Origin of the sequence: Neptuniibacter marinus (assembly GCF_001597725.1) — a bacterium.
Lineage (GTDB): Bacteria > Pseudomonadota > Gammaproteobacteria > Pseudomonadales > Balneatricaceae > Neptuniibacter > Neptuniibacter marinus.
On record NZ_LUTR01000019.1, the window covers coordinates 1 to 14,271 of the forward strand.

Genomic DNA, 14,271 nt, shown 5'->3' on the forward strand with positions numbered 1-14,271 from the left:
TCAGTGAAACGCCCTGTGCGGATCCGCATGCAGGGTGTTGTGGGGGCTGAGGGTTAGAGACCCTCGGCTACCCGATTACATGCTGTTTTCGTGAACGATATTGTACGCCCATTCGGTGAATAGCCGCTCAGCGGCATATCGTTTTTGCATATCGTCACTTGAGGATTTGATGTCGTCAGATTTATTTCTTACTTTAAGAAAATCATCATAGTTATCAACTAACTTTTTGCAGACCATTTTTAAGCTTTCTTCTGAATCGAAAATTAAAAAGGGTAGTTCAATGATTCGAGGTTTTATTTGCGTCTCTATCGGCGTAGAGAATGATTTGCTCGTTACCTCAGAAACCTCCAGAGCTCTAATGTGTTTAAACAAGCTATACTCTATTGTATTTTCCAGGTAGTAAAACAGGTCACAATATACCCCTGTTTCACAACCATCGTTCTTTTCCGGATGATTTATAAATTCAATATTTGGAAACGGTATTTTGAGATTTTCACTTCTAAATCTCACTACAAGTATTTTATGTAGCTCAACGCCCTTATACTTGAGGTAGTAGTAGAACCGGTCAGGCTTTTCAAACAACCCCTCTTCCCACCAGAATTTTCCTCCAGAGCCTTCGTTACCACCTATCTCTATCGTGTAATCTGGATCAATATCGTAGAATGCCTTACTAACACCATCATATTTCCAATTTTTGAAATCGACCAACACATTAATAAAACGTTCGGATGCCTTCTTATCCAAGCCGAACCGTTGACGCCACATGGCTTCAACCTCATAGGGGTTTGCACTTCCATCCTTTGGTGTATTTGAATCGCCCATGCGAGAGTATATTGTGCCAGCGCGTACTGTAGCTCCTTGCTTGGTCTCATCTCTGGTCAAGAAATAAGGCTTATATTCTTCATTTCTTATTGTAAGAACATCGAGCTCTTTCCCATCAATTAGAAGTGATTGCAATTTTACATTTGGTATTTTGTGGTATGCAAAACTCTTAGTTCTCAAGAAATTTAAAATATCCGCCTGTGTATAGCGCACATCGTTTTCGCTGAGGCCAGTTATCTCATAATCATCACTAACTCCAAATATGATAAAACGGTCGCCGTCATAGATGATATTTGCCAAACACAAAAGATCATGAAGAAGATCATGAAGGTTTGAATGGTGTTGTTTTTTAAAGTCCCACCAGTCACCCTCTCTCTTTTGCTTCACTAAATGTTCAACTAATTCTTTCATATAATCTCAGAGCTAGGCATGTAACATTTATATACACGGGGGTCCGTATATCTACCCACAGCGTTATCCGTTACAAACAGATGGTGTGATTTGAAAAGGAAGGAGAAACTAAAGAATTAAATCGTACTCTTCCATGACAAAACGAGCATGCGTATTAACAATTGATAGACATTGAACCTGCTAAAAGCGGCTCTGCATATCGACCCATGCCAGACATCCATCTGTCTGATTGATCACTATTTTTAACCTAAGCGGGCAGGCAATACAATTATCATTTTGGACAGGCAAGACTGTAAATCCGCTGGGAAAGCGTTTATGTGAAAATAGACTGCCTAAACAGCAATAGAAGAGGGAAAATCTTGAACGAGGCTTGCTCCGAATTCGCTCAGGGGCTGAGCTCCTACGGGGTTTTGACCACGTTGTTTCTTTCTATCTTTGTATGCCTGTTTAGCACACATTATTGACAATTTAGGCTTGTGTGCCATAATAGCACACAGTACTGATCTGTATGATTAACCTTAGTGAGTGGCCGCATTCGCTACTTATGGCGAAAAACTAAGACTAAAAATTTGGAGAGAACAATGACCGTTGTAGCACCAAAGGACGCAAGGCTCGTTGCACGTGTTCCGCAGGATGTTCAGGAATTTGTAAAAAATGCTGCGGATCTATCGGGTTCAACGCTGTCTCAATTTATCGTAGAGGCCGTAACAACCAAGGCCCGATCGGTTTATGAAAGCGAGCAAAGCATTCGCCTCTCAATGCAAGGGGCAGAAGCTGTTTTTGCCGCTCTAGACAATCCGCCGCCGATCAATAACAAACTTTTGACTGCTGCCAAAACGTTTAACGAAGAAGGTGGATTTAAATATGCTGGAGACAGTTCAACTTGATAAGAAGCAACACGACCGCAAAGGTTTTGATTGCGGTGTTGATGTTTTAAACGACTATCTAGCAAAGTATGCAAGCAGTTCAGATCAACGTTCATTGACTAAAACGTTTGTGCTCGTTGATTCTGAACAGCCCAAGAAAATCATCGGTTTTTATACACTGGCCTATGCAACTGTATCTGTGCCAGATGGTTTTCCTCGGCTCGCAAACTATCCTTACCCCGCACCGGCCCTGACGTTAGCTCGTATGGCTATAGATAAAAGCTTCAAGAATCATCGCTTCGGTGAACAGCTACTACTTGAATGTATTAGAAAAACAGCATTGGCTGCTCAACCTGAGAACCCTGCCGCAGTAATAGGGCTCTTTGTTGATGCAAAAGAAGATGCTGTTGGTTTTTATAAACAATATGGCTTTATCGAAGTTAGCTGCGAAAATACACGCAAGCTTTACCTCCCCATAACGACTTGCAAGAAGGTCGCTTTAGCCATGGAAAACGGTTAAACGTGAAAATGGATCAGAGTTATGATCCCGCTAATCAACTTTTACTTTAACCAAACGATGGGATTAGGTCTTTTTTTGTAGAACATCCCATGCTTCTTTCTTCGCGAACACCTTCTTTCTATAAACGCGCACCGGCGCTTAGCATTAACTTAACCGAGGAAAATATCTGCCCGAGGCTTGGTCAGATATTTGCTCAGTACTCGCTCAGTCATTCGCTCAGTCATTCGCTCAGTCATTCGCTCAGGGGCTGAGTTCCTATCTTACTAAGTGAGCGCATATTTTTGGAGCGGAGCTAGTTTATATCCTTGCTTTAGAGAGCCATAAAAAAAGCCCCGACATTGCTGTTAGGGCTTTTTAGAGTAAGTAAATGCTTTGTCGTTTCTCATTTGTAGTGAAATGAGGAAGCCTCATAACAAAGGCTATTTCACTCTATATGAGAATAGGACTGCACCTTAAATTCTCACATAGAATGAAATATATAGACGCTAATCTCACTTAGCTTGAAATGCCAGTTAACCGTCACAACCCACAATAGATTACTCAATGCGACATAAATCAATGTGTATAGAGCTTAGTAGACCACTACTGTGTAGTGAAATCCGAACTCTATTACAGATAATCATTAGCCGATCACATGGATCAGGTTAGATTCCAATATAGGCAGATGGTACTGGGTAAATCAAAAGGGTGGGGAGTGCTATTTGAACGATTATAGCGAGTAACGAGAGCTGCTAATTCTTAACTAGTCTAGAGTGCACTTTAGGTAGCTCAGCACCCCATTTATTTTCCTTATCCATGATTATGTATTTTATATCCGTCTCGTATAGCTCCATACTGCTAGCAAGCTGAATATCTCTGCCACAGTCTACATCAGGTTCAAGAGTGCCACTAGTAAAGCTATATACTATAAGTTCACCATTACACTCTATAGACATACCATCCTCTATTCGAACCACTCTTACTAACTCATTTGAACAAAACGGACTGTACAGCATGATAATAACCTCATTTTTTGATGTGAATGATCATCATTACATGCTTCTGAAAAACCGTAAACTCATTTTTTTTTTGCTATAGACTGTCACTAGATCACTTAGCCTATGAGATGAATAGTAGCTCCTAGAGGGGCTACTATTCCTGTAGTCATATCAGCATTGATAGTATAGGCAGAGTAGGGCTTACTCATTTATACTGCCTGTATAGACATCAACTGAAGCCTAGTCAGCCCAAAGAGTAGTCGGAAAATGCCTAGTGAAGTCTGGGCAGTCCAATCTAACACAATAAGGTGTCTACTAAAGGCTGGTCGATTCAGCTGATCGCTTCAAGTGCTTACCTTTTACCTGGATAGAAAGTGCCATAATCAGTATTACAGCGCGTTACTTTGACCTTATCCTGTCTACGTACAATACTGTTCAACTCACGCTTAAACTTGCTTACAGGTAGCTCAGATCCAACTTTTAAGTTTTTATACGACTCAAACCCCTCAATTGAACATACCCAAGTGAAGTGATCATGGATGTAGCTGGAAAGATAGTCTTGCGCTCTATCTTTCGAGAGCCATCTAAGCAATTCAACAATTCTCTGATGCTTTAAATTCAACATAGCTATTGCACCTGCAGTATCAGTCGGTGCCGCTATATCAATAGTCAGAGGGGGTGAGTTTTGTGTTCTTCTTCGCTCTTCAATCAAGTTCCCTTGTTTCCAAACAGGTTCAAAGTGAGCAATGCGGTTACGTATTTTATTAACCATATCCAAACGCGCCCAAAGTACCCCTCTATTATGAGTACTGTTCCAATGAGCGTATGTCTTATAGCGATGATATGGAACGATATTAGGTAACACATTTCCCCAATTAACTATTGATTGTTGATTCAACAAAGCAGGCCAGAAACCAAAGGTCATTTGAGATACAACATCATTAGAAGTAGGCAAAGGGTGCTTGGGGGTCCAACCACCATTAGCCCATCTATGTGTTACCTTCTGAATTTTACTTGCTGACTTACTATTTAAGCTAATGTAGTTATACCAATCATTTGCGGTCGGAGCCCCTATAGATTGAGGATTAGAAACCTCTTGGCTAAAAGCCTCATGAAAACGATTGCGAAGAACGACCTCTGTGATAGAAATCAGCCGGAAGAGTGCAGATGACAATGCTTCATTCCAACAATAGAGCCCATAAGCTTCTTGTTGACTAATATTAGAAAAGAAGGAGTGATATGAGGACATTCTTGCAATCGATATATCATCAATTGTTTGATTTATATTTGCTGGCAGCAAAGCCTTACTCCACAATCCGTTAACGTTATCATTAAAATTAATAGTGACATCCTAAAATCACTTAGGCTATACTTTGTTCCGTAAGCACTCGGGCTTATATCTTATTTGAGTTCACTTAGGTCAACCTTATGAGATCCGAGATGCAAAGATACCAAATGCTTTACCAAAAAGGCTTTCCTTACGGGAGGCCTTTTTGGCTTCTAAGCTTTCTCTCTTATACATCATTTTCTTCTGAACAGATTCTTTATCGATAAGTGCACTAACGTCTTAAAATGAATAGACCAGCTTTTCGTAGGCCCTTTACTGCGTGTTGATCTGCTTTTACAAAAACTTTTCAGCTAAAGCCCGCTTGCCCAAAGGTTCGGTATATGTAGGTCGGCCTTCTCGTAGATAGAAAAACCCCGAGACATATAAATCGTGATCGCCAATTACAACTTGAACTGACAATTCCTGACCATCGCCCCACGTATCACGAATATTAACCTTGCAAGTTTCACCACGTAATTCAAAATCAAACTTTTCGCTATGCTTATCCCAACTGGTCACAGCACTTCGAATGAGAATCTCACAAATTGTGTCTCTCTTCTTTTTTGATAACATTTCGAGTGAAGATTCTTTGATAGGGCCAAACATACCGCTGTTATTGAAAGCTTCTAGAATTTTTCGCATATGAGCACCTGAGTGCTGATTCACAAATAAAGAAGAGCGAGATCCATGGGGGTGACCCAAAATCAGAGAACGAATATTCCACCAAGTTTCGGCAACTTGGAAATTCCACGCATCTTTAAGTAAGTGCTGTGAAAACCAAATTAAAGCATCGCGGCTACGAATAGTTCCATCTGCTTCTAACTCAACGGTATATGCTTCTACCACCACAGGGTAAGCACTATCAGCATATAAAGATTGATCTAGCCGGTAAGCACGAAGCCCATCTAACTGCTCGACCGCTACCACTAGTCGATCAGCTTTATCTTCACTATAAGGACAAGTCACAAATCCACGAACAAACATCACGGTGTGGTCTATAGTTTTATAAGCATCCAATTCTTTCATCGAATAAGTTTCTTTAGTTGAGCCTTTCGCAGGTACCGTCAATATTGGATGCCAATCTGGAAAGCTCTCTACGACGCTTCCTAACTCACTAATAAGAGTATCTAGAACGGCTACCCCTGCATTTGGATCTTCAAGGTTTTTCGTGAGGTACTTTGCAGCACGCGCGTTTTGTTCTGTTGCAACTGAAGGTGCTCGAAACTCCATTAAAAATCCTCATGAGTAAGATATACGAATATTAAAACTTTACGTAAAATCTAAACTTACGTCAATAAAGACTTCATGTTTGATCAAATTAGCTTCCGATAACTGTCCTCATTCCACTCATTAGTTCTGCCATCTATGTAAAAAAATAGTCTTAAAGTCTCTATTGAAATGGGATCAGCCCTGACATTGTGAGATATTGCATCAGATAGCTTAGGGACCAGTGACATATGTGCGTTTCAGCACACTAAGGGATTTTTTTATGTATATAAAGAAAGTAACAATTCACAACTATCGTAGTTTTCGTACTTTTGAGGCCGAACTGCAAAAACTGACTGTTGTTATTGGTGAAAACGATACCGGTAAAACGAACTTCTTCACCGCTCTTTCGCTACCACTCAGTGGCAACCAGATAGACTTCAGCCAGAAGCGTTTAAGTATTTCAGATATCAACAAAGACACCGTCATTGACTTCTTAACGTCAGTAATTAATGACGATGCCGATCAACTTCAGAAAACCCCAAAAGTATCAGTTACTGTTGAGTTCGCAGATCCACAAGATAGCTATGAGACTGTACTACTAGCTAAATGGCTTGTTTCTGATGGTGATAAAGAAACATACAAAATCAGATATGATTTTAAACCCAAAGACGATACGGATTTGCTTGAAGCAGTAAAAAAATCACTTGTAGGAAAAACTATCGACGATATTAACTGGTTTACATTACCCATCGAACTATATGAGTACCAAATCGTATCAGTAAATAACGAAAAGCCTATCGCATATAGTGACCTAAGACACGTTAGCATCCATAGTATTAATGCTGAGCGAGATGATTTTTCCGAAAGCAGTTCAATGAAGTCTAATAGCATTTTTACAAAACTTCTTATGAACACTCTAAACGATGATGACAAGAGCCAAATCAACACTGCGTATTCTGAGTTCTTCAACGCTATCGAAGAAACAGAAACATTCAACAAAATCATCGGAACCAATCCGGACTTTGACAACTACGATAGTATTATCCAACAGCTAGAATGTACTCCTAACCTGCCTAACCTAAAGAATATCTTATCTAACATCACTCTCAAGTACGGCAATGAATTCCTTTACCAAAAAGGCTTGGGACAAAGAAACCTTATTTACATACTGATCCTTTTCGCTTACTACAAATCCTGCGGCGATACTTTCAACTTTTGCTGCATAGAGGAGCCAGAAGCACACCTAAGTGTAAACAATCTGCGGTTCGTGCGAGATTTCATTGAGAAGAGTTCAAGTAACAGCGGTTCGCTCGTGCAAACCATCATTTCGACTCACAACCCATCAATAATCAACAAACTCAAAATTTCAAATGTGCTGGCTTTTACAGGAGAGAACGCGATAAGTTTGTCAAACACTCCAATTAAGCTAGTTGATTACCTGAGAAAAAGACCGAACTTCGACATCCTTAAACTCCTATTCGCAAACAAAGTCATTCTTGTCGAAGGTCCAACAGAAGAAATGTTGATTAGCACATACCTGTCGAAACAGGCCGCTCTTAACGACATTGATATTATTGCTATTGGTCAACGTGGTTACGCTACATTCCTAGATATATGGCTTGAACTAAACAAGGGTAATCCGAACAAGAAAATCGGCATTATTCGTGACTACGACAACTCAGATGCCTCAAAAGCAAGACATGATGCTTATGATACTGCTCACGAGAATGTCACTGTAAGAACAACTACGAATTACACACTTGAGATTGATTTGGTTGAAGCAGAAGACAACTTAGCTTTACTAAATAGTTTGTTTGGAATGACAGGAGACGTAAAAGAAGTATCGGAGCACATGATCAATGGTAAAACAGCAAGAATGCTAGATGTATGTGATGCAATGATTCAAGACAAAGACCCATTAGACATCAAGCTACCGGCTCACATTGCTCAGGTCATCGAGGCTGTAACATGATTGAAGTGCAGATTGCTGGGGCTGGCGCTGGTAAAACTTACGGATTAGCTGAATCTTTGGTACAGCACATCAAAGCTTATACTAACCATAAAAAAACATTTGCTTTAACGTACACAAACACGGCAACAGCTAAAATCGAACAAGAAATAATCAAACAACATGGGTTTATCCCTAAAAATCTTTGCATTCAAACAGTGCATAGCTTTTTGCTGAATGAAATTATCTACCCGTTTTCATCGTTCACTCTCGGTGATGTCTATAATGACGCTTCGATTATGATACTACCAAGTAACCCTAGGTATAAACATAGCCTTTTTGCACGACTGCGAGAGCGAAATGTCATTCACGCTGAAAACGTTTATAACATCGCCAAACTAATTATTGATGAAAAAGTTAGCAGGCACAGAACCAGAGCTAATAAAGCTAAGGTTCAACGACTCCTGGCTATTCTTGAAAACTGCTTTGACAAAATATTTATTGATGAAGTCCAAGACTTAGATAGCGATGCGTTGCGAATATTCGAGGTATTTGGTTGCAACGGCATTGACGTATACATGATCGGAGACCCAAAGCAAGCTATCAAGTACCCCAAAGCACTTGATACATTCGTTGATAAAATATCAGCACAAGAATACGCAACAATATTAAAGATCAATAATCAAACTAGACGAGTACCTAAGGAAATCTTAGCGATCTCAAACAGCTTTTGTTATGAAAATCAGCAACAGGAGTCATTATCAGAAATCGTTGGAGAGTTATGGTATATCGAATCCATCGATGCTAGATACGACGAACTGCTAAGTGGTTATATAGAAACAAAAGAGATTGTTTGCATCGACAAGAAAGCCGGTCGCTATTCGACATCATCAAAACATAAGCATTCATTTCCTAGAGAGATCGAGGACATGATTCGGGAATCAAAGCACAAGAAAGACAAGATATTGTTTGTTAAAGCAGCTTTTACCGACTTCATGAATAATGTTACTGAAATTGGTGCGAGAGCCGCTATTAATAGGCTAAAAGCCAGACATTCATTAACCTTAGAAAAATATCATTTTGCTCAGCTATATGAACTATGCGACAAGTGCAAAGAAGATAATGTGCAGTTTACTATCCAAAGCATTGACTCAGTTAAAGGTCTCGATGCTGATACATGCGTAATTGTCCTAAGCACCAACACACTGAAATACTTAACTGGAAATAATCTCAGTAAAGCCGATCATTTTAATAAAGAATGGAAGAAAGTCTACGTTGCTTTAACGCGGGCAAAAAAGAAGCTGGTACTGGCCCTGGATCATGACCTGCTCTCCGGTTCTAACATGGAGGTAGTGAAAGATGCCATTGAAGCATTAGGTTTTGCTTCTCATGAGTAACTTGATGTTGTTCTTTATCACCACCTGCTCTTTAGGCATAAAAATGTATAGTGGTTTTACTCCGATTCTTCGTTTGGTCAATTTAGAGCTATGGACTTACGGTTCTAGGTATTACCGCTTAACTACTGCTATATCAGCTAGGAACTAATCCAATGACTGAAGAAGTAACGATTTACAGTTAACTAAATACTCTATATTCACAAATAGAGAAAACTATTTGGATAGGTGAAAAAACAGCCACTAGCGGATTAAACAAACTAAAATAATAACGTCTTAACCATTCAAAGTGCCTAACTCATGGAATCGTCCATACGTAAGACCCTCACAATAAATAGCTCTGTAACTGACAAGCTACAGAGGATAAATGACTATCTTCTCAAACATAAAATTCAACACATCCTATTCGTATGCACTGTAAACTTGGTACGGTCTTGTTATCTGGGCGCTTTCATAAATTCAGATTCAAGTATCATCACTTAGAGCACACTAAATTGAAGCTTGAAATCGAAAAATTAAAGAGAGAGCTAGGAAGTGAACCGCAAGACATAATGGTAGAGATCGAAAATCCGACCCACAATCCTAATACTGCTTGGCAAAAAACCACCTTTAAGCTTCGTTTTAGAGCTTTACAAGTCATTAAGCTCTTAATGTTCCCTTTTGGGGTAATGGCAATTGTCTTAACCGGAACAGCACTGGTTGCAGTAGGTGAGGATAAGGCAGCAACAGGAATAATCATGCCATTTCTGCTTTTGGATGTAATTCTTTACGGATCTTATGTTTATGTAGATGAGTGGTTGAAATACAACCAAGAAAAGATATAAGGAAAAATTCAATCGCCTCGATTGGACGCTCTTTGCGCATTTACTGAGGCGTTATACGCTATTGATCGAAAGGATATAAAAATGGAATTAAGGGAAATATCTCCAGCTGAAAACATGTCTTCTGATGAATTTCTTCAGTTCGCACATCCTGAACAAATAAAAATAGTAAATATTATCAGGCAGCAAAAACTCAATGGTGAGCGAACATCTCCATCTGAACTGCTTATAGATGACTCAAAAATATTAAATGAAGAATTTCGAAAAGCATTAATCGATAAAGTAGCTTCTCTTGTCGATGAGAATTTATTTGGCCGTTCTGAAATGTGCCAACAGTTTGCCATGCTTCTTAGTCTCTCATTGAACCACTTAGGTATTTACTCAAAAGTTGTGTTAGGGAAAGCAACATACAGCAACGGTTTCTCATGGATACATTGTTGGGTTTGCACAAAAGAAGAAATCATAGACGCAAACGCTGATAGCATGTTGGAGAATCCAGCAATCCCAAGTGATTTAGCTCCTAAGCCATTTTGGGGATCTAAGGCCAATTTACCAAAAGACCGGAAATTTAAGCCAAAACCTAATGCAAAGGTCCCAAAGGATACAGACGTTAATAATATTTGGTGGCCAGAATTAAAAATTTGGATTTCTCAATATAATAAGTAGCTGTAGCGAATCGTCGCTGCACGACTTCCTCTTAGATAGGCATTAGCAGTAAAGGATAGTAAATGAGCATTACCAATTGTCGTGGGGATAAAGCTAAATTAGACATAGTATCGAACTACGATATAAAACCAGTAGTTTACGTAAGACTATTGAGCGGGCAAAAAATAAACGGATGCTGTGGCCCAATAACGGATAAATATTATCTATTTGAGGCAGAAAACAAACAGACCAAAGATATTGACACTTTCTGCGTTGGTTACGATTGCGGCGATCAGCTTCTCCAATTAATAAATCATAATCCTCTTCAACTGTTTGACCCCTTTCAAGCTCAATATGGAGGTCAAGGAGGTGGGAATGGAGGTGAAGCACAGCAGCTACATCCACTAAATAAAGAGCTAAGAAACGCAATTCACATATTGTGCTCAGCTTGGGGAGGAAAAGCCCCTAAAGCTGGACTAAGGAAGTTTCTTGAATATATTAATAAGAACCCATCACGTCCTACAAACTCTTTTGCAATTACAAGTTTCAATCGAATTGTTAGTAAAGACGCAAAAGGCAGAACGTTAACACAGATAATTGGTGATATTCGTCTAAAAAATCCAAACTTAAGAAACTTCTCGTTCCCTTTGATGGAACAGGTTCTTAAAGATGAAAAACAAACCAGCAATCTATAAAGCTGCTAAGTCAACTGATGCTTGCTGTGCAAATGCATGGTTTAAAACAGACCTGCTAATGCATTAACTCCAATAAAAAAGCAGCCTATTCGGCTGCTTTTTTCCCCTAATTTCATTTTAAATGAGACGTTATTTCACTATGCTGAGACGCCATTTCATTTCAAATGAGATTTGACAAAATGACAAACTACACATCCAAGTTAGCAACTTGTAGTGCGTTGGCTTCGATAAAGTTACGACGCGGTTCAACTTCGTCACCCATTAGGGTGGTGAATAGCTGATCGGCGGTAATCGCATCTTCAATCGTTACTTGCAGCATACGGCGTGACTCTGGGTCCATGGTGGTTTCCCAAAGTTGTTCTGGGTTCATCTCACCTAGACCTTTGTAGCGCTGGATGTAGTGGCCACGGCGGGATAGATCCAGTAGCCAGTTTAGGCCTTCTTCAAAGTCGGTGATCTCACGGGTGCGTTCGCCCCGTTGTAGGTAAGCGCCGTCTTCAAGTAAGCCAGCCAGTGTACCGGCCATTTTAATAATGGAGCTGTATTCACGGGAGGCGAAGAACTCTTCATTAAGAATGTAATCATGGGATACCCCATGCTGCAACATCATCACTTTAGGTACAAAGTTGCTGTGTTCTTTGTCTTCTACCACGACACATTGGTAGCTAACCGCTTTATCGGAGAAGCCTGCTAATGCGTCATCAAACGCGTCACACCATTCAGCAACCGCTGATTGGTCTGTCATTGTTTCACGTGGGAAAGGCACAGCCACATTAAGCAATGATTTAAGCAACGCAAAAGGATAAACACGAGACATACGGTTTATTGTGCGAATAACTGCACGGTATTCGTATATAAGCGTCTCTAGCTCTTGGCCGCCGATACCTGGTGCATTTGCGTTAACGTGTAGTGTTGTACCGTCTAATGCGCCTTGTAGTAAGTAGGAATCCAACGCTTCATCATCTTTAAGGTACTGCTCTTGCTTACCTTTTTTGATTTTGTATAGCGGTGGCTGAGCGATGTAGATGTAACCACGTTCAATCAGTTCCGGCATCTGACGGAAGAAGAAGGTCAGAAGTAGGGTACGGATATGGGATCCATCTACGTCGGCATCGGTCATGATTATGATGTGATGGTAGCGTAGCTTATCTGGGTTGTACTCTTCGCGACCTATACCACAGCCTAGCGCCGTGATTAGGGTGCCAACTTCTGCTGAACTTAGCATCTTGTCGAAACGTGCTTTTTCCACGTTAAGAATTTTACCTTTAAGTGGTAGAATTGCCTGCGTTTTACGTGAACGGCCTTGTTTTGCCGATCCACCCGCAGAATCACCCTCCACTAGGTAGATTTCGGACAGTGCAGGATCTTTTTCCTGGCAGTCAGCAAGCTTACCGGGTAAGCCAGCGATATCTAGTGCGCCTTTACGTCGAGTCATCTCTCGGGCTTTACGCGCAGCTTCACGGGCACGGGCTGCGTCGATCATTTTAGATACGACCGCTTTAGCTTCCTGTGGGTTTTCACGAAGGTAATCAGCTAACAGTTCACCCATGGTTTGCTCAACCGCAGATTTAACTTCAGATGACACTAACTTATCTTTGGTTTGTGATGAGAACTTAGGATCAGGCACTTTAACTGAAATAATCGCGGTTAGACCTTCACGGCTATCATCACCTGTTGTGCTAACTTTACCGCCTTTGTTAAGGCCTTCACTTTCAATATAAGTATTTAAAGAGCGAGTCAGCGCGGCACGGAAACCTGAAAGGTGGGTACCACCATCGCGCTGTGGAATGTTGTTAGTAAAACAGTGAATACTTTCTTGGTAAGAGTCATTCCACTGCATCGCTACTTCAACTGCGACGCCGCTTTCGTGATCAGCGGTAAAGTGGAACACTTTGTTGACGGTGGTTTTATTAGTGTTTAGGTAATCAACAAATGAGCTTAAACCACCTTCATATTCAAACACTTCTTCAGTGGCTGAACGCTCATCTTTAAGAACAATACGCACGCCTGAATTCAAGAATGATAACTCTCGTAGCCGTTTGGCCAACACTTCAAACTTAAACGTAATGTGATTAGTAAAGGTATCTTCTGAAGGCCAAAAACGTACCATAGTCCCGCTGGTATCAGTTTCTCCAACAACCGTTAAAGGCGACTGTGGTTCACCATGTGAGTACACTTGTTCATGCACTTTGCCGTTACGACGGATGGTCATTTTTAATTTGGAGGAGAGGGCGTTTACAACAGAGACACCTACACCATGCAAACCACCGGATACTTTATAGGAGTTATCATCAAACTTACCGCCGGCATGGAGTACCGTCATAATAACTTCGGCAGCTGAGATCCCTTCCTCTTCATGAATATCGGTTGGGATACCACGACCGTTATCGGAAACCGTAACACTTTCGTCAGGGTGGATGACGACTTTGATCTCATCACAATGACCCGCTAAGGCTTCATCGATCGAGTTATCAACAACCTCAAATACCATGTGGTGCAGACCTGTACCGTCGTCTGTATCACCAATATACATGCCTGGGCGTTTCCTTACTGCATCTAGGCCTTTTAATACCTTGATACTTGAGGAATCATAATCTTGATTATTTTCGCCGCTCATTCAAGTCTCCTAACGCTTC

Annotated in this window: 12 protein-coding genes; 7 read left to right on the forward strand and 5 right to left on the reverse strand. The window is 40.6% G+C overall.

What is annotated here, in order from left to right:
- Nucleotides 1–75: 75 nt before the first annotated feature.
- Nucleotides 76–1,233: an RNA-binding domain-containing protein gene (locus A3774_RS12245; RefSeq protein WP_067867853.1), complete on the reverse strand. Its 1,158-nt coding sequence runs from the start codon at nucleotides 1,231–1,233 to the stop codon at nucleotides 76–78.
- A 581-nt stretch (nucleotides 1,234–1,814) separates the two neighbouring features.
- Here A3774_RS12245 and A3774_RS12250 point away from each other — a divergent pair.
- A complete protein-coding gene (locus tag A3774_RS12250; protein ID WP_067867856.1) occupies nucleotides 1,815–2,120 on the forward strand; it encodes a type II toxin-antitoxin system TacA family antitoxin in 306 nt (101 codons plus the stop codon).
- On the forward strand, nucleotides 2,098–2,619 hold the full coding sequence (locus A3774_RS12255; protein ID WP_067867859.1) for a GNAT family N-acetyltransferase: 522 nt from the start codon (nucleotides 2,098–2,100) through the stop codon (nucleotides 2,617–2,619). The genes A3774_RS12250 and A3774_RS12255 overlap by 23 nt, the downstream gene beginning before the upstream one ends.
- A 731-nt stretch (nucleotides 2,620–3,350) precedes the next feature.
- On the opposite strand, the gene A3774_RS12260 is transcribed toward A3774_RS12255, so the two are convergent.
- The 3 genes from A3774_RS12260 to A3774_RS12270 all read right to left on the reverse strand — a co-directional run bounded on the left by A3774_RS12260 (nucleotide 3,351) and on the right by A3774_RS12270 (nucleotide 6,153).
- Complete coding sequence (locus A3774_RS12260) at nucleotides 3,351–3,614, reverse strand: hypothetical protein (protein WP_067867862.1); 264 nt, start codon at nucleotides 3,612–3,614, stop codon at nucleotides 3,351–3,353.
- Nucleotides 3,615–3,948: 334 nt separating this feature from the next.
- The gene (locus tag A3774_RS12265; RefSeq protein ID WP_067867865.1) at nucleotides 3,949–4,896 is read right to left on the reverse strand and encodes an Abi family protein; all 948 of its coding nucleotides are present in this window, start codon (nucleotides 4,894–4,896) and stop codon (nucleotides 3,949–3,951) included.
- 321 nt (nucleotides 4,897–5,217) lie between these two features.
- Entirely contained in the window at nucleotides 5,218–6,153 is a 936-nt protein-coding gene (locus tag A3774_RS12270; RefSeq protein ID WP_067867868.1) for a hypothetical protein, read from the reverse strand.
- A 259-nt stretch (nucleotides 6,154–6,412) separates the two neighbouring features.
- Between A3774_RS12270 and A3774_RS12275 the strand changes: the two genes are divergently transcribed.
- The 5 genes from A3774_RS12275 to A3774_RS12295 all read left to right on the forward strand — a co-directional run bounded on the left by A3774_RS12275 (nucleotide 6,413) and on the right by A3774_RS12295 (nucleotide 11,635).
- A complete protein-coding gene (locus A3774_RS12275; RefSeq protein ID WP_067867871.1) occupies nucleotides 6,413–8,104 on the forward strand; it encodes an ATP-dependent nuclease in 1,692 nt (563 codons plus the stop codon).
- On the forward strand, nucleotides 8,101–9,477 hold the full coding sequence (locus tag A3774_RS12280; protein WP_067867874.1) for a UvrD-helicase domain-containing protein: 1,377 nt from the start codon (nucleotides 8,101–8,103) through the stop codon (nucleotides 9,475–9,477). The genes A3774_RS12275 and A3774_RS12280 overlap by 4 nt, the downstream gene beginning before the upstream one ends.
- Before the next feature lie 491 nt (nucleotides 9,478–9,968).
- Complete coding sequence (locus A3774_RS12285) at nucleotides 9,969–10,298, forward strand: hypothetical protein (RefSeq protein WP_067867877.1); 330 nt, start codon at nucleotides 9,969–9,971, stop codon at nucleotides 10,296–10,298.
- Between the two features lie 81 nt (nucleotides 10,299–10,379).
- Nucleotides 10,380–10,961 carry a hypothetical protein gene (locus A3774_RS12290; RefSeq protein ID WP_067867880.1) on the forward strand — a complete coding sequence of 194 codons (582 nt, stop codon included), beginning with the start codon at nucleotides 10,380–10,382 and terminating at the stop codon, nucleotides 10,959–10,961.
- Between the two features lie 62 nt (nucleotides 10,962–11,023).
- Nucleotides 11,024–11,635 (forward strand): hypothetical protein, encoded by a 612-nt coding sequence (locus A3774_RS12295; RefSeq protein ID WP_067867882.1) that lies wholly within the window; start codon nucleotides 11,024–11,026, stop codon nucleotides 11,633–11,635.
- Between the two features lie 187 nt (nucleotides 11,636–11,822).
- Here A3774_RS12295 and gyrB read toward each other — a convergent pair whose 3' ends face one another.
- Entirely contained in the window at nucleotides 11,823–14,252 is a 2,430-nt protein-coding gene (gyrB, locus tag A3774_RS12300; RefSeq protein ID WP_067867885.1) for a DNA topoisomerase (ATP-hydrolyzing) subunit B, read from the reverse strand.
- Between the last annotated feature and the right edge of the window lie 19 nt (nucleotides 14,253–14,271).

Bases quoted from the DNA above. Each gene is read 5' to 3' on its own strand.
- A3774_RS12245 (WP_067867853.1), bottom strand. From the start codon at position 1,233: ATGAAAGAATTAGTTGAACATTTAGTGAAGCAAAAGAGAGAGGGTGAC.
- A3774_RS12250 (WP_067867856.1), top strand. From the start codon at position 1,815: ATGACCGTTGTAGCACCAAAGGACGCAAGGCTCGTTGCACGTGTTCCG.
- A3774_RS12255 (WP_067867859.1), top strand. From the start codon at position 2,098: ATGCTGGAGACAGTTCAACTTGATAAGAAGCAACACGACCGCAAAGGT.
- A3774_RS12260 (WP_067867862.1), bottom strand. From the start codon at position 3,614: ATGCTGTACAGTCCGTTTTGTTCAAATGAGTTAGTAAGAGTGGTTCGA.
- A3774_RS12270 (WP_067867868.1), bottom strand. From the start codon at position 6,153: ATGGAGTTTCGAGCACCTTCAGTTGCAACAGAACAAAACGCGCGTGCT.
- A3774_RS12275 (WP_067867871.1), top strand. From the start codon at position 6,413: ATGTATATAAAGAAAGTAACAATTCACAACTATCGTAGTTTTCGTACT.
- A3774_RS12280 (WP_067867874.1), top strand. From the start codon at position 8,101: ATGATTGAAGTGCAGATTGCTGGGGCTGGCGCTGGTAAAACTTACGGA.
- A3774_RS12290 (WP_067867880.1), top strand. From the start codon at position 10,380: ATGGAATTAAGGGAAATATCTCCAGCTGAAAACATGTCTTCTGATGAA.
- A3774_RS12295 (WP_067867882.1), top strand. From the start codon at position 11,024: ATGAGCATTACCAATTGTCGTGGGGATAAAGCTAAATTAGACATAGTA.
- gyrB (WP_067867885.1), bottom strand. From the start codon at position 14,252: ATGAGCGGCGAAAATAATCAAGATTATGATTCCTCAAGTATCAAGGTA.